Annotated in this window: 23 protein-coding genes; 11 read left to right on the plus strand and 12 right to left on the minus strand. The window is 62.3% G+C overall.

Translation table 11 applies throughout. The annotated features are described in order from the left end of the window. Positions 1-38: 38 nt before the first annotated feature. Positions 39-1,517, plus strand: a complete 1,479-nt coding sequence (locus CGLAU_RS11105; RefSeq protein WP_095660758.1) for an AI-2E family transporter — start codon at positions 39-41, stop codon at positions 1,515-1,517. A gap of 92 nt (positions 1,518-1,609) precedes the next feature. Beyond that, positions 1,610-2,134, plus strand: coding sequence for a type 1 glutamine amidotransferase domain-containing protein (locus tag CGLAU_RS11110; protein ID WP_095660759.1), 525 nt, complete (start codon positions 1,610-1,612; stop codon positions 2,132-2,134). A gap of 69 nt (positions 2,135-2,203) precedes the next feature. Here the strand turns inward: CGLAU_RS11110 and CGLAU_RS11115 are convergent, their stop codons facing one another. From CGLAU_RS11115 to CGLAU_RS11160, 10 genes are read right to left on the minus strand one after another with little or no spacing between them, the layout of a single operon-like run. Next, the gene (locus CGLAU_RS11115; RefSeq protein WP_095660760.1) at positions 2,204-2,902 is read right to left on the minus strand and encodes a GOLPH3/VPS74 family protein; all 699 of its coding nucleotides are present in this window, start codon (positions 2,900-2,902) and stop codon (positions 2,204-2,206) included. Positions 2,903-2,921: 19 nt separating this feature from the next. After that, entirely contained in the window at positions 2,922-3,608 is a 687-nt protein-coding gene (locus tag CGLAU_RS11120; RefSeq protein WP_095660761.1) for a GOLPH3/VPS74 family protein, read from the minus strand. 28 nt (positions 3,609-3,636) lie between these two features. Next, positions 3,637-4,317 (minus strand): GOLPH3/VPS74 family protein, encoded by a 681-nt coding sequence (locus CGLAU_RS11125; RefSeq protein WP_095660762.1) that lies wholly within the window; start codon positions 4,315-4,317, stop codon positions 3,637-3,639. Positions 4,318-4,337: 20 nt separating this feature from the next. Next, positions 4,338-5,264 (minus strand): sulfite exporter TauE/SafE family protein, encoded by a 927-nt coding sequence (locus CGLAU_RS11130; RefSeq protein WP_095661189.1) that lies wholly within the window; start codon positions 5,262-5,264, stop codon positions 4,338-4,340. A 1-nt stretch (position 5,265) separates the two neighbouring features. Next, positions 5,266-5,958, minus strand: a complete 693-nt coding sequence (locus CGLAU_RS11135) for a sirohydrochlorin chelatase (RefSeq protein ID WP_095660763.1) — start codon at positions 5,956-5,958, stop codon at positions 5,266-5,268. A gap of 27 nt (positions 5,959-5,985) precedes the next feature. After that, a complete protein-coding gene (locus CGLAU_RS11140; protein WP_095660764.1) occupies positions 5,986-7,269 on the minus strand; it encodes a sulfate adenylyltransferase subunit 1 in 1,284 nt (427 codons plus the stop codon). Further along, complete coding sequence (gene cysD, locus CGLAU_RS11145) at positions 7,269-8,180, minus strand: sulfate adenylyltransferase subunit CysD (RefSeq protein WP_095660765.1); 912 nt, start codon at positions 8,178-8,180, stop codon at positions 7,269-7,271. Before cysD ends, CGLAU_RS11140 begins: the two co-directional genes overlap by 1 nt. A gap of 41 nt (positions 8,181-8,221) precedes the next feature. Then, a complete protein-coding gene (locus CGLAU_RS11150; RefSeq protein WP_095660766.1) occupies positions 8,222-9,022 on the minus strand; it encodes a phosphoadenylyl-sulfate reductase in 801 nt (266 codons plus the stop codon). Then, complete coding sequence (locus tag CGLAU_RS11155; protein ID WP_095660767.1) at positions 9,012-9,290, minus strand: hypothetical protein; 279 nt, start codon at positions 9,288-9,290, stop codon at positions 9,012-9,014. The genes CGLAU_RS11150 and CGLAU_RS11155 overlap by 11 nt, the downstream gene beginning before the upstream one ends. Then, on the minus strand, positions 9,287-10,951 hold the full coding sequence (locus CGLAU_RS11160) for a nitrite/sulfite reductase (protein ID WP_095660768.1): 1,665 nt from the start codon (positions 10,949-10,951) through the stop codon (positions 9,287-9,289). Before CGLAU_RS11160 ends, CGLAU_RS11155 begins: the two co-directional genes overlap by 4 nt. A 281-nt stretch (positions 10,952-11,232) precedes the next feature. Between CGLAU_RS11160 and CGLAU_RS11165 the strand changes: the two genes are divergently transcribed. From CGLAU_RS11165 to CGLAU_RS11180, 4 genes are all read left to right on the plus strand, one after another. Continuing rightward, positions 11,233-12,600: an FAD-dependent oxidoreductase gene (locus CGLAU_RS11165; RefSeq protein WP_095660769.1), complete on the plus strand. Its 1,368-nt coding sequence runs from the start codon at positions 11,233-11,235 to the stop codon at positions 12,598-12,600. Between the two features lie 82 nt (positions 12,601-12,682). Beyond that, positions 12,683-13,777 carry a Fic family protein gene (locus CGLAU_RS11170; RefSeq protein ID WP_232507114.1) on the plus strand — a complete coding sequence of 365 codons (1,095 nt, stop codon included), beginning with the start codon at positions 12,683-12,685 and terminating at the stop codon, positions 13,775-13,777. A gap of 124 nt (positions 13,778-13,901) precedes the next feature. Next, positions 13,902-15,623 carry an ABC transporter ATP-binding protein gene (locus CGLAU_RS11175; protein WP_095660770.1) on the plus strand — a complete coding sequence of 574 codons (1,722 nt, stop codon included), beginning with the start codon at positions 13,902-13,904 and terminating at the stop codon, positions 15,621-15,623. Next, positions 15,620-17,602: an ABC transporter ATP-binding protein gene (locus tag CGLAU_RS11180; RefSeq protein WP_095660771.1), complete on the plus strand. Its 1,983-nt coding sequence runs from the start codon at positions 15,620-15,622 to the stop codon at positions 17,600-17,602. Before CGLAU_RS11175 ends, CGLAU_RS11180 begins: the two co-directional genes overlap by 4 nt. A gap of 7 nt (positions 17,603-17,609) precedes the next feature. Here the strand turns inward: CGLAU_RS11180 and CGLAU_RS11185 are convergent, their stop codons facing one another. After that, entirely contained in the window at positions 17,610-17,912 is a 303-nt protein-coding gene (locus CGLAU_RS11185; protein ID WP_157731374.1) for a hypothetical protein, read from the minus strand. Positions 17,913-18,094: 182 nt separating this feature from the next. Between CGLAU_RS11185 and CGLAU_RS11190 the strand changes: the two genes are divergently transcribed. Genes CGLAU_RS11190 through CGLAU_RS11210 form a run of 5 tightly spaced genes read left to right on the plus strand, consistent with a single transcriptional unit; the run spans position 18,095 to position 22,691 of the window. Beyond that, positions 18,095-19,420: a Na/Pi symporter gene (locus tag CGLAU_RS11190; protein WP_095660773.1), complete on the plus strand. Its 1,326-nt coding sequence runs from the start codon at positions 18,095-18,097 to the stop codon at positions 19,418-19,420. A 10-nt stretch (positions 19,421-19,430) separates the two neighbouring features. Beyond that, entirely contained in the window at positions 19,431-19,853 is a 423-nt protein-coding gene (locus CGLAU_RS11195) for a hypothetical protein (RefSeq protein ID WP_095660774.1), read from the plus strand. Continuing rightward, on the plus strand, positions 19,846-20,784 hold the full coding sequence (locus tag CGLAU_RS11200) for a substrate-binding domain-containing protein (RefSeq protein WP_095660775.1): 939 nt from the start codon (positions 19,846-19,848) through the stop codon (positions 20,782-20,784). The genes CGLAU_RS11195 and CGLAU_RS11200 overlap by 8 nt, the downstream gene beginning before the upstream one ends. 33 nt (positions 20,785-20,817) lie before the next feature. Then, the gene (locus CGLAU_RS11205) at positions 20,818-21,447 is read left to right on the plus strand and encodes a DUF1707 SHOCT-like domain-containing protein (RefSeq protein ID WP_095660776.1); all 630 of its coding nucleotides are present in this window, start codon (positions 20,818-20,820) and stop codon (positions 21,445-21,447) included. A gap of 11 nt (positions 21,448-21,458) precedes the next feature. After that, positions 21,459-22,691, plus strand: a complete 1,233-nt coding sequence (locus CGLAU_RS11210) for a pyridoxal phosphate-dependent aminotransferase (RefSeq protein WP_095660777.1) — start codon at positions 21,459-21,461, stop codon at positions 22,689-22,691. Here CGLAU_RS11210 and CGLAU_RS11215 read toward each other — a convergent pair. Then, complete coding sequence (locus CGLAU_RS11215) at positions 22,688-23,674, minus strand: AraC family transcriptional regulator (RefSeq protein ID WP_095660778.1); 987 nt, start codon at positions 23,672-23,674, stop codon at positions 22,688-22,690. The genes CGLAU_RS11210 and CGLAU_RS11215 overlap by 4 nt on opposite strands. Positions 23,675-23,717 lie beyond the last annotated feature (43 nt).

Here is a 23,717-nt window from a genome sequence, read left to right on the forward strand (position 1 = left end):
GACGCTGCGAGTGAGGAAATACCAACACTTCTGGCACAATGACGCGCGTGACTGATAACGACAATTCGGATTATGTGGGCGCACTCGACACTGCTGTCGAAGACGTGCACATGATGCCCACCCCGGCCGACGCAGCCCAAGAGCTCTCAGGCGAACCAATCGACCGCGGCGATGTGATCGCGGCCGACGCCAGAACCGCAGCCGCCTGGGCGCTGCGGTTCATCATTGTGGTCATCGCGACCGGCATCATGCTCTACCTCCTTCGCTACGTCTGGATGGCACTCCTGCCGATCCTGCTAGCGCTGATTTTCTGCACTGTGCTCTGGCCCCCTGTGCGGTGGCTCCGGAACAAGAAGGTGCCCGCAGCGCTCGCCGTTTTCATCGTGTTGTTGGGTTTCTTCGGCGCGATCATCGGCATCTTTTCTGCGATGGCGCCGACGGTGCGCACACAAGGCGTGCAACTCTACGAGCAGGCGCAGCAGGGCATCCAGCAGATCCTGGACTTTGTCGAGCAGCGGGTCGACCCACAGCTGATCGACCCGGACAAGATCCAAGATGGTCTGCAGCAGGTCACGAACGCGCTGCGCGGCAACGCCTCGAACATCGCCTCCGGCGTGTTCTCCGGCATCGGCACCATCGCTTCGCTCGGCACCACGCTGGTACTCACGCTGATCCTTTCCTTCTTCTTCTTGAAAGACGGCGACCGCTTCTTGCCGTGGCTGCGCAAGTACACCGGCGTGAAGACCGGTTGGCACCTCACTGAGGTGCTCATGCGTTCCTGGAACACGCTGTCCGGCTTCATCCGCACCCAGGCAATCGTTTCCATGGTGGACGCAATCTTTATCGGCGTGGGCCTGCTGCTGCTGGGTGTGCCGCTGTGGCCGGTGCTGGCCGTGATCACCTTCTTCGCCGGCTTCATCCCGATTGTTGGTGCGTTCACCGCAGGCGCCTTGGCCGTGATCATCGCATTGGTGTCCAACGGTTTCTGGAACGCAATCTTCGTGCTGATCCTCATCATCGCGGTGCAGCAGATTGAGGGCAACGTCCTCCAGCCGATCCTGCAGTCGCGCGCAATGGGTCTGCACGCTGCGATCGTGCTGCTTGCGGTTGCCCTCGGCGGCACCATCTTCGGCATCGTGGGAGCGTTCTTGGCGGTGCCAATCGCTGCGGTCCTCGCCGTGTGGTTCCGCTACTGGGCCGAGATGGTCTCCCTGCGCGCGGGGCAGATCACTGCCGACGACATCCAAATCGCGACCCAGCAATCGCAAGCGCTTGATTCCAAGGAAGCGTTCCTCGCGGTACGTAACCACATGATGCGGATGGCCCGCCGCGAAAGCCCAGACTTGGACGAGCCAGTGAAGACTTCACTGGGCTCCACCCGCGTACCGGCGGGCAAGGAAGCCCCGAAGAAGACCTACGACCGGGAGGTGCCGGGCAAGGCCCGCAGCATTGATCCCGACGGGGAGAACACATCCGACAAGGAGCGACAGCGCAAGCTCGAAGACGACGAGGCGTAGTTGCCGTCGTCAAGCTATGGTCCCGACACGATTTCCAGACTTTCCGTACCGTGGAGAGACACAACGGAAAAATCTTACGAAAGGAACCCACCATGGCTGACTTGAGCTCCAAGAAGATCGCGATCATTTCTACCGACGGCTTCGAAGATTCCGAGCTGACTTCGCCGAAGGAAGCTGTCGAGGCTGCGGGCGCGACCGCGCACGTGATCGCACCGGAGGCAGGCGAAATTGAGGGCAAAAAGGGCACCAAGGTGTCCGTGGATGTAACCACCTCGGAGGCCAACGCCGCTGATTACGACGCATTGATCCTGCCGGGTGGCACTGTGAACGCGGACGCAATCCGCATCAACGCGGATGCTGTGAACTTGGTCAAGGAGATCCAGGGCGCAGGCAAGCCAATCGGTGTGATCTGCCACGGCGGCTGGATCCTCACCGATGCGGACCTGATCAAGGGTGTCAAGCTCACTTCTGTAGAGAACGTGAAGACCGACCTGATCAACGCTGGTGCGAACTGGGTCGACGAAGAAGTTGTGGTCGATTCCGGCTTCATCTCTTCCCGCACTCCGGACGACCTGCCGGCGTTCAACGCGGCACTCGTTGAGGAGTTTGCGAAGTAAACGCGTTCTCGCTTCCAGTACAAACCCGCGCCAATGGCGCGGGTTTTGTCATTTCCGATTCCCTGGCGTTTACCTTCTAGCCCGAGCTTGTGCCTGGCGGCGCTCTTCCTCGATGATCGCGACGATCGATTCCCGAACGGCCTGCACCGTGTCCGACAGCAGGGTGCCAGTGCGCTCGAGCTCCGGTGATATCAAGGAGTACGCGATCTCACCGAGGGTCTCGCGCCGATCGCGGCGCTTGGTTCCCTTCGTCTCTTGCTTGAGCACAGGGCCGATCGCCTCAATCGCGTCCAACAGGGTGAGTACCACGGCTTCGTCCCAGGACTCCTGGCCTTGACCGTGCAGCGTCTGCTGAAGACGCGCCCGCAGGTTCGCTTCAACGCTCGGGTCCAACGTCGGGTACTTGTTCCAATTCACAAAAAGGAAGCCCTTTTGCTCCTCAGCAAGCACACCATTTGCGACGAACCGCTGCGCCACCACACTCGGCTGTGCAAACTTCCCCGATTCGAGCAGGGAGGTAAGCCGCCGTTCGCCCTTGCGTTCCAGCTCCGCAACGCCGTGTCGCAGCAGCGGGTCTTGCACCGACTTCGACGGCACCGTCGCGCTCACACGCAGGCTGAGCCGCTTGCGCTCCAACGCGATGTAATTGTGCGCGGCCAAATCGCACAGCAGCGCACCGTTGAGGGCGAGGTTGCGGTGGGACACCCACGCTTCGCCGCCGCCTTTGTCGTTGGTCAGCAGCAGGAAGACTTGCTCCGCGATCAGCATGGCCACGATCCTAGCGACCCTAGCCGGAGGCCACCGAGGCGTTCGCCGCTGCAACGGTGGCGATCAGCGCTGTGGTCGCGCCTTGGACTGCCATTGCCACGCTTTCCACGGTGCGGTTCAGTGCCGGGTCGGTGAGCGAATGGCGGATCTCTTCAATCGTCCCTTTCACCTGCTTGCGCTCAAGCCCCCTGATCTCTTCCTTGAACACATTCCGCGTCCCGTTGACCGCATCCACGATGAGCAGGGTGACGCCTTCGTCGATAGTCTCTTGTGCCTGGCCGTGGAAGACCTGCTGCAACCGGGCGCGCAACCGCTGCTCAATAGAGGCGTCGCGGGTGGGATACTGCGCCCACTGGATGAAGAGGAAGCCTCGCGAGTGCTCCTCGAGTACGCCCTGTTGGACGAGGTTCGCTGCCGAAAGGTCGATGCGCCCGAAGTCACTGTGACCAATCCAGCGCTGCGCACGCCGGTTCGGCTTCTCCCGGATCATCTGATGCGCGTTCACCAGCGCCGGGTGCGCATCCGGCGGCAGATCGCCTGTCACACTCACGCGCGGGCGCTTCTCATCGGTGAACGCAACCACATCGTGCAGCGCAAGATCCGCGAGGATCGCGGCACCAAGACCGAACCTGCGGTACCCCACCCATGGCTCGCCGCTGCCCTTGTCGGTGGTAAGCAGCAGGAACACCTGCTCCGTGATCAGCATGATCCCGATGCTACAAAAACGCGCAGCGTTACGCGGACGCTCCGTGGTTATTCTGCGCCTGGCGCAACGATTTCATGCACGCCTTGAGCGAGTGCCCCAGCAGCGGATCAACCCACCCGTACGCGGGATCCGTCGCCTTCTCTCGAAGTTCCCGGATTCGCGCCCGACTCTCGCCTCTCGGCATCCCGGTCAGCTCAGCTTTCAGAATCCCTCGCACAGACCACAGCGCATCAAGCGCCAGCAGGACAACCGCCTCATCGAGCGCCGCCTGCTTGTGCCCGAACATCACCGCTTGCAGCCGCGCGCGCAATTGCTTTTCGACGGAGGCGTCGCGGGTGCGGTAGTAGGTCGAAGAGAGGAAGATGCCCTTGCTGAACTCTGGTATCAACACGCCGCGGTGCACGAGCCCTACAGTCACATCCTCGCGCTTGCCAATGTTGCCGCGGCTCATCCAATCCTCCGCGCGGCGATCAGGCTTCTCGAGGATCTTTGAATGCGCGGCTACGAGCGCGGGGTGCGCATTGGGAGGCAGGCCCGCTATGACGCGAACCCGCCGGGCGCGGTTGTCTGAGTACTGCAGTGCACCGTAACCCAGAGAGAGGTCCGCCATCACGCCAGCGGCGACACCAGCATCGTTGAAGCGACCGTAGCCTGTGCCGAACCCATGATCGTCATACAGCAGCAGATAGAGCTGCTCGGCAATCAACATGCCGTTAAACCTACGCGGTCTTAGGCGCGTTGGGGTTCCACGACGATTTCAGTGGCGGTCGCACCCTCAAGTTCGGACGCAGCCTTCGAGTTTGCGCGTGCTTTCATCACACCCCGCCACGACAGCACCGCACCGATTGCCAGGATGAGGACTCGCACGATCCACAGGTGTTGGTCCAAACCGAGTGCCGCGAGCACCACAGGCAGGTTGAGCATGGTGATCACGGTGCCCACGAGTCCGCCAAGCAGGATCGGGTTGAGGCGGGAGACCAGCCAGGCCGCGATCGGCGCGGCGATGACGCCGCCGACCAAGAGTGCGCCCACCGCCGCGAGGTTGGCCAGCAGGTCATGCCACATGCCGACGACGAAGCCTGTGGTGGCAGCGGCGGTGACTAAGAACTCGGCGGTGTTGACGGTGCCGACGATGCGGCGCGGCTCAGAACGGCCTGCGGAAAGCAGCGCGGTGGTGGTCACCGGCCCCCAGCCTCCGCCGCCGGTGGCGTCGACGAAGCCGCCGAACAAGCCAAGCCCGCCGAGGAAGCGCTTCGAGTGCGGTTTCGGCGAAAGCTTGCGCCGGGTCAGCCCGCGCGCGAAGCGCAGCATGAGGTTCGCGCCGATGATGGCGAGGATCGCCGACATGATGGGGCGCGCGTGCTCCATCGGCAGCTGGGTGAGCACGACGGCGCCGGTGAACGCGCCGATCGCGCCCGGAATGCCGACGGCGAAGGCGGTGCGCCAATCCACGTTGCCGAAGCGCCAGTGCGCCACACCGGATACCAAGGTGGTACCCAACTCGGCGGTGTGCACCACAGCAGAGGCGGTAGCGGGGGTTAAGCCCGCGAGCATGATCAGGATGGTGGTGGAGGTGACGCCGAAGCCCATCCCCAGCCCGCCGTCGACAAGCTGTGCGGCGAAGCCGGCGACCGAAATCAGCAGCAGCGCGGTCAGGTTACGCATGGCAAACCTCCAATGCGGTGGTGTAGCGGCTGGCGACGATGCCGGCCAGATCGGTGGTGAGCGGACCGGAGCACGACATTCGCGCGCCGGTTTCCGCCTCGATGCGCGGTATGGCCTCCCGCGCTTTATCCAGCAGCAGCCCATCGGCGACGAAGAGGGGCAGCACGTGAACGTTCCCGCGCTCGCGGGCAAGTTCGGTGAGCGCAGTGATGCCGCCGCGTGTTGCCGCGACCACGCTCACGCTGTGACCACTGCGCTCCCCCACGTTGACGGCGAGCGCCTCGTATCCCTGCGTCTGCTGCGCGTTCGATGTTCCCACTGGGTACAGCGCGATGTGGGCGCTAGGTGGTGCGTCAAGCGCTACACGCTCGGCAAGGACCTCGGCAATATCTTCGCCCATCCCAAGGCCGGGCGTCAGCTTCAGCGGCGCGTGCGCGGAAGCCGCCTTGAGGTGCTCCGGCACGTCGTGCGTGGCGTGGAACGCCTCGGTGAACAGCAGCGGTACGACTATCGCGGGTTCGCCGAGTTCGCGTGCCGCCGCCTCGAGGTTGGGCGCGATGAACTCGAGGTGGGCGTCAATGCTGTTCACCCCGAGCCGCTCTGCAGCCGCGTGGGTGAGCGCCTGAACGCCGGCGCGGGCATTCGGGTGGCGAGACCCGTGCGAGAGCGTGATCAGCGCAGTCATGGCCAGTCCTTAGCGTCCTTAGCGTCCTTAGCGCAGGCGCGTGCCCACAAACCCGGCGGCGAGCGTGTTCCCGCTTGCCTGGTCAATCAACAGGAAACTACCGACGGCACCGCGGGCGGCGTAGTCCTCCACCGGAAGCTCGTCAGCGACCTGGATCGTCACGTGCGCGATGTCGTTCAAACCCACTCCCGCAGGATCGATGACGTCGCTATCAGCGGAGTCGATGTCCAAGATCCGGTCCACGCTGGCCAGGCGAGCGCGCACGAGCGAAGTACCGTAGCGCAGCTTCACTGGCTTGCCCGGCGCGAGGTCCTTCTCGGTTAGGCCCACCACGGTGGCGGCGAACTCGGTGACGTCCTCGGGGCGCGGCTGCGCCGCCAGCAGGTCACCACGGGTGAGGTCGATCTCGTCTGCCAGGCGAAGTGCCACGGAGTCACCTGCCTCTGCGTGCTCGACTTCGCCGTCGGCGGAGTCGATGCCAACGACTCGGGTTTCGCGCCCGTTGGGGGCAGACACCACGTCGTTAAGCGAAATGCTCCCTGCGGTGACCTTGCCTGCATAGGCGCGGTAGTCGGAGGCGTGCTCGCGAAGGACGTACTGGATGGGGAAACGGAACGGCAGCTCGAGCGCGCGACCGGAGTTGACGGGGATGGTTTCGAGAAGCTCGAGCACGGTGGGGCCGGTGTACCAGTCCATGTTGGAAGAGCGCTCGGCGACATTGTCTCCCTTGAGCGCAGAGATCGGCACCGCGATCGGTTCCTCGATACCCAACTCCTGCGCCTTCGCCTCGAACGCAGCGCGGATGTCCTCGAAGACTTCCTGCGAGTAGTCAACCAGGTCGATCTTGTTCACGCCGAGGATGACCGTTTTCACGCCCAGCAGCTTGGACACGGTGAGGTGACGGATGGTTTGTTCGACGACGCCGTTGCGGGCGTCGACAAGCAAGACCACCACCTGGGAGTTCGACATGCCGGTGACCGTGTTACGGGTGTACTGGACGTGCCCCGGGGTGTCGGCGAGGATGAAGGTGCGCTTGTCCGTAGCGAAGTAGCGGTAGGCAACGTCGATGGTGATGCCCTGCTCGCGTTCGGCCCGAAGGCCGTCGACAAGCAAGCTCAAGTCGAGCCCCTCGAAACCGCGATCTGCGCTGGTGCGCTCGACCGAGGCGAGCTGGTCAGCGAGCACCGACTTGGTGTCGTGCAAAAGACGGCCGACAAAGGTGGACTTGCCATCGTCGACGCTGCCGGCGGTGCAGAGACGCAGGGTGGCGCGGTCGGCCAACGCCTCGCTCGCCAGAGTGGTATTCGACATCAGAAGTAGCCCTCCTTCTTGCGGTCCTCCATGGCGGACTCGCTCAAACGGTCATCCGCGCGGGTGGCGCCGCGCTCTGTCAAGGTGGAGGTGGCAATCTCCGCCAGCACCTGGTCAATGGTGGTGGCATCCGAATCCACGGCACCCGTGCAGGACATGTCGCCCACGGTGCGGTAGCGCACGCGACGAGTCTGAATCTCCTCGCCGTCGCGCGGGCCGCCCCACTCTCCAGCCGTCAGCCACATACCGCCACGGTTGAACACCTCACGGTCGTGCGCGAAGTAGATGCTGGGAAGCTCGATGCCGCGCGCGCCGATGTACTCCCACACGTCCGACTCGGTCCAGTTCGAGATCGGGAACACGCGGATGTTCTCGCCCGGCAACTTGCCGCCGTTGTACAGATCCCACAGCTCAGGGCGCTGGCGGCGGGGATCCCAGCCGCCGAAAGAATCGCGCACGGAGAACACGCGCTCCTTCGCGCGGGCCCGCTCCTCGTCGCGCCGGGCACCGCCCAGCACCGCGTCATAGCCAACCTCGGCGATAGTCTCCACCAGTGGCACGGTCTGCAGCGGGTTGCGCGTGCCATCAGGCCGCTCCACCAGGTCGCCCCGGTCAATCCAGTCCTGCACGTGCGCCACCCGCAGCCGGGCATTGTGCTTATCGACGAGCGCGTCCCGGAACTCAATCACCTCGGGGAAGTTGTGGCCCGTATCCACATGCAACAGCTCAATCGGCATGGCGGCGGGATGGAAGGCTCGCCTGGCGAGTTCGAAGACCACGCAGGAGTCCTTGCCGCCGGAAAACAGCAGGCCAATCTTGTCGAACTGCCCGGCCACCTCACGCAGGATGTGGATGGACTCGTTCTCTAAATCTTTCAGGTGCGGCGAAAGCGCGTTCACTGTTGTACCCATGTACTCAGTCCTTCAATACTTACTGGTGACTTACTCGTGACTTACTCGTGCAAGCCGCACTCGGTCTTGTTGGCAAATGCCCATCGCCCGGCGCGCGGGTCCTCGCCCTCGGCCACCGGCATGGTGCAGGTGGCGCAGCCAATGGAGGGATAACCCTGGCGCGTGAGCGGGTGGATGATCAGGTTCTCGTCGCGCTCGAAGGCCTCGGTGTCTTCCAGCGACCAGGTGACCAGCGGGGAGATCTTGAGGCGTCCGGTGTTGTCCAGCGATAGCGCCGGCGCTTCCGCGCGGGTCGGGCCGTCGGCGCGCCGCAGACCGGTCACCCAGCCCACGTAAGGGCTCATGTGCACGGCGAGCGGCTCCACCTTGCGCATCCGGCAGCAGGCGGACGGCTCGCGCAGGAACAGGTTCGGCCCGTAGACCTTGTCCTGCTCGGCACGGCTCAATACCGCCGTCGCACGCACCAGGCGGTGTTCCGGGTAGCGCTGCTCCACCTCAGCGGCCACATCCAGGGTCTCCGGGAAGTGGTACTCGGTGTCCAGGAACAGGAAGTCGGCGCCGGGCAGGTGACGCTCGGCGAGCTCCGCCAGCACCGTGTTTTCCATCGACAGCGTCACCGCCACCGGCCCCGGGGCGTGCTCGTGGGCCCATGCAAGGATTGCGTCAGCCGGAGCGTCGTAAAGCGAATCGGCGAACTCCTCAACCAGCGCGGCATTGCGCTCGGCGATCTCGGGCGGGAGGGGCTCCGTCGTGGTGGGCCCATCGGGGCTGATGGCAGGGTCGCGGTAACCTGAGTCGCCGCTGCCGCCAGTGTGCAGCAAGTTGATCATGTTAGTACTCATCCTTGCCAGTATCTCCGGTTGCGCGCAGGACCGCAGTATGCCCGCTGCGCTTCAGTGACGCTTGCAGCGCGTCGGGGGTGGACAGCGCAGGCGCAGGAGCGTTTGCGGGCGCGTCCTGGCCATAGAACTTGACCTCGTAGATCCGCAGGCATTCGCCGCATTTCCACGCAAAATCGGTCTCCTCGTTCGGCCACAGCTCCTCGCCGCCGCAGTAGGGGCAAAACGTCGGGTGGTTGCGATTCGGGTTCGGCTCCCGGCGGAAATTCATCGCAGGTCATCCTCTTCTGCGCGCTGCACCCAGTCGCGGAACGTCTCGCCGTCAACGCGCTGGTCCACGTAGTGCTGCACCACGCGCGTGACGTATTCCGTCAGCTCGGATGAAAGCACCTTGTGCCCGCGCAGCTTGCGGCCGAAGTTCGCACCCTCGCCGATCGTGCCGCCGAGGTGCACCTGGAAACCCTCCACCTTCTCCCCGTCGGGTCCGGCCACCATCTGGCCCTTCAATCCGATGTCGGAGACGTGGTGGCGCGCGCAGGCATTCGGGCAGCCGTTCAGCGAGATCGAGATCGGCGAGTCCAAGTCGCCGAAGCGCTCCTCCAGTTCGTCGGCAAGCTCAATCGCCCGCGACTTGGTGGTGACGTGCGCGAGCTTGCAGTACTCCAGCCCCGTGCACGAAATCAGACCGCGGCGGAACTCGCTCGGCTCGCTGCTCAGGCCCAGCTGGTCCAGCTCGAGCTTCAGCTTATCGACATCTGCGGGATCGACTCCCAACAACAGGAGCTCCTTGAACGGGGTAAACCGCAGCTGCGAAACACCGAAGTGCTCAGCCAAGTCTGCAATCGCGATGAGCTGCTCACCGGACATGTGGCCGAGCGTGGGCTTCACGCCGATGTAGACGTTGCCGTCCTTTTGCTCGTGCACGCCAATGTGGTCACGGTCGACGAGGTTGTTCGGCGCGTGCGGCCCGTCCGGCAGCGCGTAGCCGAGGTAGTCCTCCTCGAGGATCTGGCGGAACTTTTCCACGCCCCACTCGGCGACCAGGAACTTCAGGCGTGCGCGGTTGCGTAGGCGGCGGTAACCGTAGTCGCGGAAGATGCGCACGACGTTCGCCCACACCTCCGGCACCTGCTCAAGGGTGACAAACGCACCGAGCGACTGCGCGAGCATCGGGTTGGTGGACAAGCCGCCGCCAACGTAGCACTCGAAGCCGGGCCCGAGCTCTGGGTGTTCGACGCCGATGAAGGCGAGGTCATTGATCTCGTGCACCACGTCCTGGCGTGCGTTGCCAGAAATCGCCGACTTGAACTTGCGCGGCAGGTTCTGGAACTCGGCATCGGTGAAGATCTCCTGGATGCGCTCGATGGCCGGGGTCGCGTCTATGATCTCGTCCTTCGCGATGCCGGCAACCGGGCTACCGAGCACCACGCGCGGCACGTCGCCGCAGGCGTCCCAGGTATTCAAGCCGTGAGCTTCGAGCTTTTCCCAGATCGCCGGCACGTCTTCCACACGCACCCAGTGCAGCTGGATGTTCTGACGGTCGGTGAGGTCCACCGTGGAGCGGGCGTAGTCCCGAGAAATCTCACCGACGGCGCGAGCTTGGGCGGTGGTGCAGCGACCCCCGTCGAAGCGCACGCGCATCATGAAAAACTTGTCCTCCAGCACCGAGTTGTCCTCGCCCGTGTACTCACCGCCGAGGTTCTGCTTGCGCTGGGTGTACAGGCCTAGCCACTTGAACCGCGGGTACAAGTCCTCGCGCGCGATGGAGTCGAACCCCTCCTTGGAGTAGGTGTCGATAACGCGTTGCTTCACGTCCCAAATCTCGGAGGCCTGCTTGAGCTCCTCGTCGTGGTTCAGGGGGGCGGTGCCGTCGACAAGCCATTGCCCCTCCGGCTTGCGGACACGCTCGCGCTTCACCGTTGGTGCACTCACGGGCAGCTCCTTTACTAGACCGATCTGTCTTATGTCGCCATTGCCTGACGACGTTTACGGGAAGCTTGCCGTACCATGTTGTCTACCGCAACGTAGCTTCGTTGAAAACGCTACAGAGCTTGGGGTTTCAGCATGAATAGAATCCTCAAGTGCACAATCTCGGCGGCAAGTCAGGCACTGTAGGGGCTGGATAAAATTTTCCGACCGGTTTACAGACCGCATTGTCTATCGTCTATATTGTCCTGGAGAAAACGCCACAACGCGAAAGGAACGTGTGAACTATGAGTCTGCGAGTCGCCGTGATCGGTGCCGGACCCGCCGGGATTTACGCCTCTGATCTGCTCATCCGCAACCAGGAGTTGGACATCCACGTGGATCTGTTCGAGCAGATGCCCGCGCCGTTCGGCCTGATCCGCTACGGCGTCGCGCCGGATCACCCGCGCATTAAGGGCATTGTGAAGAGCCTGCACAACGTGCTGGACAAGCCGAAGTTGCGCCTGATCGGCAACGTCACCGTGGGCCGCGACATCACCGTGGAAGAGCTCCGCGAGTACTACGACGCCGTAGTCTTCTCCACCGGTGCTGTGCGCGACCGCGACCTGCTTATTCCAGGCGGCGACAAGTCCATCGGCGCTGGCGAATTCGTGGGCTTTTACGACGGCAACCCGCGCTTTGAGCGCAACTGGGATCTCTCCGCAAAGGAAGTCGCAGTGGTCGGCGTGGGCAACGTCGCGCTCGACATCTCGCGCGTGCTGGCAAAGACTGGCGACGAGCTCTTAGTCACCGAGATCCCGGACAACGTCTATGAGTCGCTCAAGGGCAACCAAGCACAAACGGTGCACATGTTCGGCCGCCGCGGCCCCGCACAAGCGAAGTTCACCCCGAAGGAACTGCGTGAACTCGACGAGTCCGAGACCATCCAGGTGCTCGTTGACCCCGAGGACATCGACTACGACCAGCTCAGCGAAGAGGTGCGCCGGGCCGACAAGTCCGTCGACCTCGTCTGCCAGGTGCTGGAGCAGTACGCCATGCGCGAGCCGGACGATTCGCCGCACAAAATCTACATTCACTTCTTCGAGGCACCCGTAGAGGTGCTCACCGAGGGCGACGCAATTGTGGGCATCCGCACGGAACGCCAGGAACTTGACGGCGAAGGCGGCATCCGCGGCACCGGCAAGTTCACCGATTGGCCGGTGCAGCAGGTCTACCACGCGGTGGGCTACCGCTCCGAGCCGGTCGAGGGCGTGCCCTTCGACACCGAGCGCCACGTCATCCCGAACGACGGCGGCCACGTCCTCACAGACCCAGACGGCGAGATCGTCCCAGACCTCTACACCACCGGCTGGATCAAGCGTGGCCCGATCGGCCTGATCGGCAACACCAAGTCCGACGCCAAGGAAACGACGGACATGCTGGTCAGCGATGCCCTTGCCGGCCGCCTCACCGCTCCGGCGCACGAGGATCCGGATGCGATTCTGGGGCTGCTGCAGTCGCGCGACATCGAATACACCACCTGGGATGGCTGGTACCGCCTGGATGAGGCCGAGCGCGCCGCAGGTGCAGACTGCGGAACCAACGCCCGCGAGCGCAAGAAGATCGTCGAGTGGGAGGACATGCTCGCACACTCCACCCACAAGCGCGAGGGTTAGCGCTTCACGCGGTTGATGTTAAGTTTTGCCTCTCTGGTCGACATCAGAGGGGCAAAATGCTTATCGTCTTAACATGACGCGCATGTTCGACTCAGAGGCGCCTTTCAACCAACTGCCCCCATTGCCACCGAGCCAGGTACTCGAAACACCCAAGGTGCTTAAGGCGGTAATCGAGGCTCGAGTCGCCCTAGCTGCGCTGAACACAGCATGCCGGCTTATTCCAAACCCCGACATCATCACGAGCACGATACCTCTTAGAGAAGCACAAGCTTCAACGGAGATTGAAAACATTGTCACGACAAACGACGAACTTTTTCGTGCCGAGTACAACGTTAACCCCGCCCCCGACCCTGCGACTAAGGAAGCCCTTCGATATCGAGACGCTCTTCGACACGGCGTGAAGCTTCTTGGAAACCGCCCAGTGTCAGAAAAGGTCGCAATTGAGATCGCTTCAACACTTACCGGTAATCCCGCCACGGTGAGATCAACCCCCGGAACCTACATCGGCGATCCCGTGACCGGAACTCGTAGATACACACCGCCGGAGGGTCGAGATGTTATCGAGCGGCATCTCACCGAATGGGAAAGATTCATCTATTCGGATCACGGGTTGGATCCCCTCGTACTTATGGCGGCAACACACTATCAGTTCGAGGCAATCCACCCGTTCTACGACGGAAATGGCCGCACTGGAAGAATCCTCAATATCCTCCTCTTGCTGCAAGAAGACGTGCTCGATCTTCCTGTTCTTTACCTTTCCGGCTACATCGTTCAGAACAAATCCAGCTACTACCGTCTGCTTCGAGCCGTCACAGCTGACAACGCCTGGGAAGATTGGATTCTTTTCATGGTTGATGCAGTGGCTTCATCGGCTCGCGCCACAGCAGACCTCATCGATGAACTCACGAGGGCGCAGGCAGAGACGAGGGATCACATTCGCGAGTTGGGCATCCAGCCTGCGGCAGAGCTTTCCGAACTTCTTTACATGCAGCCGTACGTGCGAATCGCTGACCTGCCAGCGAAAGGCCTTGCTACGCGGCAGACCGCCTCGATCTGGTTGAGTTCACTTGCGCAAGCCGGGATCCTTGAGGAACAAAAGGCCGGTCGCACGAAAATCTTCCTCAACACTGCAGCTTTGGAAATACTCACCGGCGCTGGCACCACAACCAGACCTTAATGTTAAGAGATCCGCCTACAATTAACGTCAATCTAGTCATGTGTTAAACCGCTTAACATTCCGGCCAGGAATGTCCGCAAACTCAGACGTGCGTTGTCGATGATGGCGGGTCTACGATTGCCCGGTGGATCTTCTCCGAATCATCGGCACATACGGCAAGCGCTACTCCGGCGCGATTCTTGCCGTGATGGTGCTCCAGCTCGTCACCACCCTGGCTACGCTCTACCTACCGGACCTCAACGCAGACATTATTGATAACGGTGTCGCGCGCGCGGATGTGCCCTACATTTGGAACGTGGGTCTGCGCATGCTCATTGTCGCGCTCATCCAGGTCGCAGCGGCGGTTGCTGCCGTATGGTTCGCCTCGCAAGCCGCGATGAAGACAGGCCGCGACGTGCGCGCAGACGTCTTCGACAACGTCACGGGCTTCAGTAAAGAGGACATGAGCCAATTCGGCACCCCGACGCTGATCACCCGCGGCACCAACGACGTGCAGCAGATCCAGATGACGATGCTGCTTGCCCTTAATTTCATGATCGCAGCGCCCATCATGGCGATCGGCGGCATCATCATGGCCCTGCGCCAGGATGCGGGCATGTCCTGGCTGGTGGTCCTCGCCGTGGTCGCACTCGCGATCGTGGTGAGCATCCTCGCAGGGGTGCTCATGCCCATGTTCCGCAAGATGCAGGAACGCCTCGACGCCATCAATGGCCTGCTCCGCGAGCAGATCGCCGGTATCCGCGTCGTGCGCGCTTTTGGCCGCGAAGCACACGAGATGGACCGCTTCACCGACGCGAACACCGCGATTAGCAAACTCAGCCTCAACATCGGACGTCTCTTTGTCACGATGTTCCCGGTCATCATGCTCATCCTGAACTTGGCTACGGCCGCAGTGCTGTGGTTTGGCGGCCACCGCGTGGATCAAGGCTTGGTTGAGGTCGGTGCGCTCACCGCGTTCATGCAGTACCTCATGCAAATCCTCATGGCGGTGATGATGGGCGTGTTCATGCTCATGATGCTGCCGCGCGCGATTGTGTGCGCTCGGCGCGTGGCCGAGGTACTTGACCATGAGGTTTCCGACCACGGGGTGGACAGCGCCACGGAGGCGTCGATAAGCAATAGCTCCGGCGAGGTCGAGTTCGACCGGGTGAGCTACACCTACCCTGGCGCAGAGCACCCTGTGCTGAACAATGTGAGCTTTACTGCGAAGCCTGGCACGACCACCGCGATTATCGGTTCGACCGGCGCCGGCAAATCGACGCTGCTCGGGCTGATTCCGCGGCTGTACACGGCGAGCGAGGGCGAGGTGCGCGTGTCCGGCACCGATGTCCGCGCGATTCCCCGTGCCGAGCTGGTGCGCTTAGTCAGCATGGTGCCGCAGAAACCCTGGCTGTACTCAGGCACAGTGGCATCGAACCTGCGCATCGCAAACCCGGAGGCGAGCGACGAGGAGCTGTGGCAAGCACTGGGGATCGCGCAAGCCAGCTTCGTCGAAGACCTCGAGATGCCGATCGCTCAAGGCGGCACAAACGTCTCGGGCGGTCAGCGGCAGCGGTTGTGCATCGCTCGCATGCTCGTGGCTCGCCCAAGCATTTTGCTTTTCGACGACTCCTTCTCAGCGCTCGATGCAGTCACCGAGGCGAATTTGCAGGCAGCGCTGCGTGAGCACGCAGCGGGGATGACACAGATTGTGGTGGCGCAACGGGTGGCGTCGATACGCGATGCCGACCAGATCCTGGTGATGGAGGCCGGTGAGATTGTCGCGCGCGGCACGCACGAAGAGCTGATGGCCTCGAGCGAGACCTACCGGGAGATTGAACGCAGCCAACAGGTGGTGGACGCATGAGTGCGCCGACGGGACAAAACGCTGAACTGACCGATGAGCAGCTGGCCGAATACGAAGAGAAGATGGCCGGCGACAACTTCTCCCAAAACGCGCCGCGCAAGGCAAAGCACTTCTGGCCGTCCGCGAAGCGGCTTTTAGGTCTGCTGGCCCCCTACAAGGTGGCGCTGACATTCGTGTTCTTGATGAATGCCGGCTCGGTGATCCTGGGCGTGTACGCGCCGCGGGTGATGGGCCATGCAATGGACGTGATCTTCTCCGGCGTGGTGTCGAAGCAGCTGCCCGAGGGAATGGACAAAACGCAAGCGGTAGAGGCGATGCGCGCCGCGGGCCAGGACCAGTTCGCGGACATGGCTGAGGCGATGACACTCACGCCTGGTTCCGGCATCGACTTCGGTCGCCTCGGCGAGCTGATCATTGTGGTGCTGACGCTCTTTTTCCTGGCCTCGCTGCTGATGTGGGCGCAGGGTGCGATCTTGAACCGGCTGGCTGTGCGCGCCGTGTTTGAACTGCGCCAGAAGGTGGAAGCGAAGCTGCACCGGCTGCCGCTGAGCTACTTCGACGCCCGACAGCGCGGCGACGTGATGAGCCGCACCACCAACGACGTGGACAACGTCCAGCAGGCATTGCAGCAGTCCTTGTCTTCGCTGTTCAACGCTCTCCTAACCTTGGTGGGCATCATCGCGATGATGTTCTCCATCTCATGGCAGCTTGCGCTGGTCGCGCTGTTGGCCATTCCGTTGACCGGCGTGGTGATGGCCCTTGTGGGCACCCGCTCCCAGAAGCAGTTTGTCACCCAGTGGAAGGCGACCGGCGATGTCAACGGGCACGTGGAGGAGGCGTTCTCCGGCCACGACGTGGCAATGATCTTCGGGCGCACCGAGGAGCTGCGCGAGGAGTTCGACCGGCGCAATAACGAGCTTGCTGGCGCCGCGCAGAAGGCGCAGTTCATGGCCAACTCGATGCACCCGATCATGCAGTTCATCTCATATTTGAGCTACGTGGCCATCGCGGTGCTCGGCGGCGTGCGCGTGGCCAATGGGCATATGACGCTCGGCGACGCTACCGCGTTCATCCAGTACTCGCGCCAGTTCAACCAGCCGCTCGGTGAGATCGCGGGCATGATGCAGATGCTGCAGTCCGGTGTGGCGTCTGCGGAGCGCGTCTTCGAGCTGCTCGACGCGGAGGAAGAATCGGAGGACGCGGCGGACGCGCACCTGGGTGGCCGCGCACGCGGCCTTGTGGAGTTCCGCGATGTCGAGTTCTCTTATGACAAGGAGGCAGCAGCCGAGGGCGAGCCGCTGATCCGCGACCTGAGCCTGCGCGTCGAGCCCGGCCAGACCGCGGCCATTGTCGGCCCCACCGGCGCGGGCAAGACTACGCTGGTGAACCTGATCATGCGCTTCTACGAGATCGACGCGGGCCAAATCACGCTCGACGGCGTGGATATCCGCGACCTCTCACGCGCCGAGCTGCGCGAGCAGATCGGTATGGTGCTCCAGGACGCGGTGCTGTACAAGGGCACGATCATGGACAACATCCGCTACGGTCGCCTCGATGCCACCGACGAAGAGGTTATCGCGGCTGCCAAGGCGACCTATGTCGACCGTTTCGTGCGCGCGCTGCCCGACGGATACAACACCGAGGTGGATCAGGATGGCGGTTCCATTTCCCAGGGCGAGCGCCAGCTGATCACCATTGCGCGTGCCTTCCTCGCGCAGCCGGCGTTGCTCATTCTCGACGAAGCGACGTCCTCCGTCGACACCAGAACGGAAGTGTTGGTGCAGCAGGCGATGAACGCCCTGCGCGCCGACCGCACCTCCTTCGTCATTGCCCACCGCTTGTCGACGATCCGGGACGCCGACTTGATCTTGGTCATGCGAGATGGGCAGATCGTGGAGCAGGGATCGCATGCGGAGCTCGTCGATAAGCAAGGCTTCTACTACGAGCTAAGCCAGTCGCAGTTCGCCGACGACGACTAGCTGGGAGCTACGCTCCGCGAGCGGAGGAGATGAGTCTGCGCAGCTCCCTGACAGGGATGACGGCGTCATCGCTCATTGAGTCTGCAACACCCTGCTCGATGATCGCCCGCATCGCCGCCCCCGTGGAGCAATTCTCCTGCTCTGCTATCGCGCGGACCCGGTTGAGCACGTGGGTTGGAAGGCGAACCGTAAACGCGCTCATTGCCTCGGGCGTTACATGATCGCCAAAATCCACCTCCTCGGCGGAGTCGATGAGCTCGGCGACATCCGTGTTGTCGTAGTGATCCCTCAGTTCTTCGATCTTTGTCATTGTTTTCAACGTACACGTTTCGTACACGATCTTGAACCAGTTAGCAGCAGGGATTCTCATCTCGCTCTCAGTTTTCCCAAAATTCACCTCGGGGCCACCCGCCGACAACCCTGCCGCCGTACGGTCGGGCATGCACGTGTGTGTTCACGGCGTGAGACGACCAACCAAACGATTGGGTGAGCATGAGTAGAGACAAAGAAGTGTCCCAAAAGCACGACACTGACCGCAGCGCCGAAGCCAGCGGAAGCACGGCAGTGAGCTTTGCTGATGACGACTCGACCAAGACCGATGACGAAAATCGAAACCTCGACGACAACGAGGTCGACGAGGATGACGAAAAGAAGGACCCGCTAGCCTGGCTCCCACTCGAAGGCACCGCCAAGCAGGTTGCCAACTGGATCGCAGTCCTCCTCGGCATCTGGCTGCTGCTCAACGGCGTGGGCATGATCGGCGACGGCTTCAAGATGATCGCCGGCGATCAAGCACAGGAGCTGTTCTCCTTCGCTGAGAACCCGTTCGTGGGTCTGGCGATCGGTATCGTCACCACGGCGATTATTCAGTCCTCCTCCACCACCACCTCCATCGTGGTGGGCATGATCGCTGGTGGCCTGCCGCTGAACATCGCGATTCCGATGCTCTTCGGTGCGAACATGGGTACCTCGGTCACCTCGACCCTGGTGGCCCTGGGTCTGGCAGGTAACAAGCAGCAGTTCCAGCGCGGTTTCTCCATGGCAACCGTGCACGACTTCTTCAACCTCATCGCCATCCTGATCTTCTTCCCGCTGGAGATGTTCACCGGCTTCCTGGGCAAGACCGCGACCGCGATCGCACCGTCGCTGTCTGGCCAGGGCGAGGGCGTTGTTTCCGGCATCTTCGAGGCGATTGGCGACTTCATCGACCTGATCACCGAGCCGCTGGTAGAGCTGGTGAGCGGCTTGGTTGAGCCGCTTGGCGACATCTGGGGCGGCATCCTGCTTTCCGTCATCGGTATTGCTCTGATCCTGTTCTCCATTAGCTTCATCGGCAAGATCCTGAACCTGCTCCTCGTGGGCAAGGCACAGGAGATCCTCTACGCCGCGTTGGGCAAGAACGCGTTTGTCGGTGTGCTCTCCGGCGCCCTGATCACCGCCCTGGTGCAGTCTTCTTCCACCACCACCGCACTGACCGTTCCGCTGGCAGCGTCGGGCAAGTTCGAGGTACGCACCCTCTTCCCGTTCGTGGTGGGCGCAAACATCGGTACCACCGTCACCGGCCTGATCGCGGCGTTCTCCGCTTCCGGCGCCGAGGCCGAGGCCGCCATGTCCGGTGCGCTCGTGCACACCCTGTTCAACACCTTCGCCGCCCTGCTGATCCTGGGCATCCCGTTCCTGCGCAAGCTGCCGCCGGCCGGTTCCGACTGGCTCGCCGGTATGGCGACGAAGAACAAGCTCTACGTCTTCCTCTGGATTGGTGGCGTGTTCTTCGCCCTGCCGATCCTGGCCGTGTTCATCTCCAACGCCCTGTCCTAAGGAGCCCACAATGACGAACCCGAACGAGAACAACCAAACCCCGGACCTGTCCCCGCTCGCCCAGGACCTGATTCAGACCGAGGCCCCGGATGATGCACTCGAAGCGCTGCTCGCAGAGCTCGAGGAGACTGCGGCTGAGGTTCGCACCGAACTCGAAGCCCGCCGCCGCAATGCACAGCAGCTGATCAGCGACGACGCTGCTGCGCGCGCTGAGGTCGAGACCGAGGCTCAGGAGCCGGTTACGGAGCGCACCGAGACCGTTGTGAAGCCGGCATACGCGAAGAAGCTCAACCCGAACGTGACCCCGGAGCAGGCCGAGGAGCTGGAGAACTTCCCGGACTACTTCGGCACCCCGAAAGGCACCTGGGCGAACCTGTTCAAGATGCTGCGCGATTTCCGCGCCGAGATGAGGGAGAGCAAGCACGATGCGTAAGCAACTCACTGCCGCAGCGCTGGCCGCTGTAACTCTGTTCGCAGCTGGCTGCTCGAACGACAACACCCCGAGCGAGGACGCGATCAAGGTCACCGGTTCCTCCACTGTGGAACCGATCACCAGCTACATCGCGAACCGCTACGACTTCGACGTGAGCATCGACGCCATCGGCTCCACCGACGGTTTCGAGTTGTTCTGCAACGGCGAGGCGGACATCAACGACGCCTCTGTGGTCATCCCGGGCGCGGATGCTCCGACCGACTTCCAGAAGCAGTGCGCCGACAACGATGTTGAGTACGTTGAGCTGCCGATCGGCCTCGACGCGATCACCATCGTGAAGCACCGCGACAACGACTGGGCCACTGATCTGAGCATCGAGCAGCTCGCCGAGATCTGGTCGAGCGACTCTGAGGTGACCAAGTGGTCCGACATCGATCCGTCCTGGCCGGACGAGGAGATCAACCTCTACGGCCGCCCGGAGGGCTCCGGCACCCTGGGCGTGTTCCAGTCGCTGGTGCTGGACGACATGGAGCTGCGCGACGACTACGAGGCAACCGACGACATCCAGGAACTTTCCGGTTGGGTGGCTGAGGACGTCAACGCGCTGAGCTTCATGGGTATTGGTAACTACCTGGCGACCGAGGACCCGACCCGTAACAAGATTGACAATGTGCTTGTCGACGGCATCGCACCAACCGCCGAGGAAGCCCGCAACGGTAACTACCCGCTGGCGCGTCCGCTGTTCATTTACGTGAACACGAAGTCGGCAGACCGCGAAGATGTTGACGGCTTCGTCAACACCTACCTCGAGCATGTGGAGGGTGTCTTGCCGCGCGTGTACTTCTACCAGCTCCCGGAGCAGGAGTACATCGACGCGAAGCAGCGCTACGAGGACCGCAAGACCGGTACCGACGAGCGCTGGCACGCATAACCCTTCGCCGCCGTACAGGGTAAAATCGGCGACGTGAGCACCCCTTACGGCAACTACAGAATCAGTGACGCCGAGCGCATCGACGCAATGGATGCGCTCGGTCGCGCGCTTGGCGAGGGCCGTCTGAACATGGACGAGTTCGACCAACGCTGCAGCCAGGTCGCCGATGCGCAGTATCACGACGACCTTGCAACGGTGTTGCGTGACTTGCCACCGATGGCGGTTGAAAGAGCCGTCGATAAGCAAGTGCCCAATGAAGCGGTGCTGTACTCCCAAGCTGAAATCGTGCAAGCGCGACGCGCGAGCCAACGGATGCGCGCGGGCGTGTTCTGGCTGGGCACGGTCGGGTCGCTAGCAGGAACGGTGCTGTTTACGGAACTGGGCCTGGATATTCTCACTGGCGTGGCGCTACTCATGATCCCGACTTTGTTCATCCTGCTGTACGTGATGAAGATCGGCCCAGACAGCTGGTACACCCCGAGCCTGCGGCAGCTGGAAATTCAGCGCCGCCAGCAGCTCAAGGCGCGTCAGCTGGAGATTGAGGCGGCGAAGGTACACCAACAGGCGCTCATGCGACAGCAGCGCAGCGACCAGCTGAACCAGCTGACTTCCGACGCGCTGGATGTTGCGCAACAGACTGTGAAGCGGTTTAAAAGGCAGTAGTCTCATGGTGCATGAGTGACAAGCACCGGCATTTCGATCAGGCGAACAAACTCAAGGATGTGTTCTACGACATCCGCGGGCCCGTGTCCGCCACGGCCGAGCAAATGGAGCGCGACGGCCACACGATCTTGAAACTGAACACCGGTAACCCGGCCGTGTTCGGCTTCGAAGCGCCGGACGTGATCATGCGCGACATGATCGCAAACCTGCCCACCTCCCAGGGCTACACCACCTCCAAAGGCATTATCTCGGCCCGCCGCGCAGTGGTCACCCGCTACGAGATGATCGACGACTTCCCCGCGTTCGACGTCGACGATGTCTACCTGGGCAACGGGGTCAGCGAGCTGATCACCATGGTCACCCAGGCCCTGCTGAACGACGGCGACGAGATCCTCATCCCCGCCCCCGACTACCCGCTGTGGACCGCCGCGTCCACGCTCGCCGGCGGCAAGGTCGTCCACTACATGTGCGATGAGGACAACGACTGGAACCCGGATCTTGAGGACATCCGCGCGAAGGTCACCGATAAGACCAAAGCCATCGTGGTGATCAACCCCAACAACCCGACTGGCGCGGTCTACTCGCGGGAAGTACTGGAGGGCATCGCCAACATTGCGCGCGAGCATGAGCTCATGGTGCTTGCCGACGAAATCTACGACCGCGTTCTCTACGACGACGCCCAGCACGTCTCCATGGCTGAGGTCGCCCCGGACTTGATCACTGTCACGTTCAACGGCTTGTCTAAGGCGTACCGTGTCTGCGGGTACCGCGCTGGGTGGATGATCATCACCGGTCCCCGCCGCCGCGCCGCAGGCTTTATCGAGGGCCTGGATCTGCTGAGCGGCACGCGCCTGTGCTCAAACGTGCCCGGCCAGCACGCGATCCAGGTGGCGCTCGGGGGCCGCCAGTCGATCTACGAACTGACCGGGCGAGGCGGCAGGTTGCGGAAGCAGCGTGACGTCGCCGTCGCTAAGCTTCGCGAGATCCCTGGCGTTTCGGTGGTCGAGCCGAAGGGCGCGATGTACTGCTTCCCGAAGATCGACACTGAGATGTACGAAATCCACGACGACGAACGCTTCATGCTCGACCTGCTCAAGAGCGAGAAGATCCTCATGGTCCAAGGAACCGGCTTCAACTACCCCACCCCGGACCACTTCCGCGTGGTGTTTTTGCCGTGGGCATCACAGCTGGAAAACGCGATCGAGCGCCTCGGCAACTTCCTCTCTGATTACCACCAGCACTAACGCGACTGCTCGCGCGCCGTCTGCCTGTACGCGCTAGGTGAGATCCCGACGGTGCGAGCGAACGCTTTGGAGAAGGCAGATTCGGAAGAATACGACACCGAAGAACCAACTACTGCGATCGGCTCGTTGGTCTCAATCAATCGGGTTTTCGCCACCTCCATGCGCCAGTTCGTCACATACGCTGCCGGTGCCACTCCAACGACCTCGCGAAATCGCTCGATAAACGAGGTGCGTGACATGGCAGAAAGTCTTGCCATGTCTGCGATCGCCCACGGTTTTTCTGGTTCATCGTGAATCGCGTGCAGGACCCGCCCAATCGCAGGATCAGCTAATCCCGCGATGAGCCCAGGTTCGAAGGAGCTTTCCTCGGAGAGCCATTCTCGAATGATCTGCACCACGATGATGTCGGCCAATCGCACCGCTACGGCCTCCCCGCCCAACCTGTCTTCGGACAGTTCGTCGGCCAAGAGACCGACCAGCTTCACGACGGACGAATCGTTGTTCAGGTTCATGCCACTCGCAGAGACCACAGGCGGTAGGGACTGCACGATGTTGTGAACATCTGGAGCGTCAAAGCTCAGCATTCCGCAGAGCAACCGCGTGAATAAGCCGTCGCAACCTACGTTGACGATTGAGTAGTTCTCGCTGAGATACCTCTGGGGCAATTGATCGACCCGAGGAGCTACCGTTCTATCCGGATTGGCTGCAAGCATGTGCTCCCTTCCGAGCTGAACGAGAGCAACATCTCCTTCCTGGAGTTGAAGCTTCGGCATGCCGTCTGAGATCAACCAGCATGAGCCCTCGGTGACCACGTGAAAGCTCAGGCATTGGGGATCAACGGGCATCTGCAGGCCCCAGTCACCGCGCGCAGTCGTATTGCAGTAGAACACCCCGCTCATACGAAGCTGTCTGAGAAAGTGCGCCACCTCCGGTTTCACATGCATAGAACGATGATCGCACTCTCTGAGCTGTGGGTTCCACATACCCGAACGATCGGCAAAGAAAGATGAACTGACGGGCCTACTG

It is taken from the genome of Corynebacterium glaucum (genome assembly GCF_002287505.1).
Classification (GTDB): Bacteria; Actinomycetota; Actinomycetes; order Mycobacteriales; family Mycobacteriaceae; genus Corynebacterium; species Corynebacterium glaucum.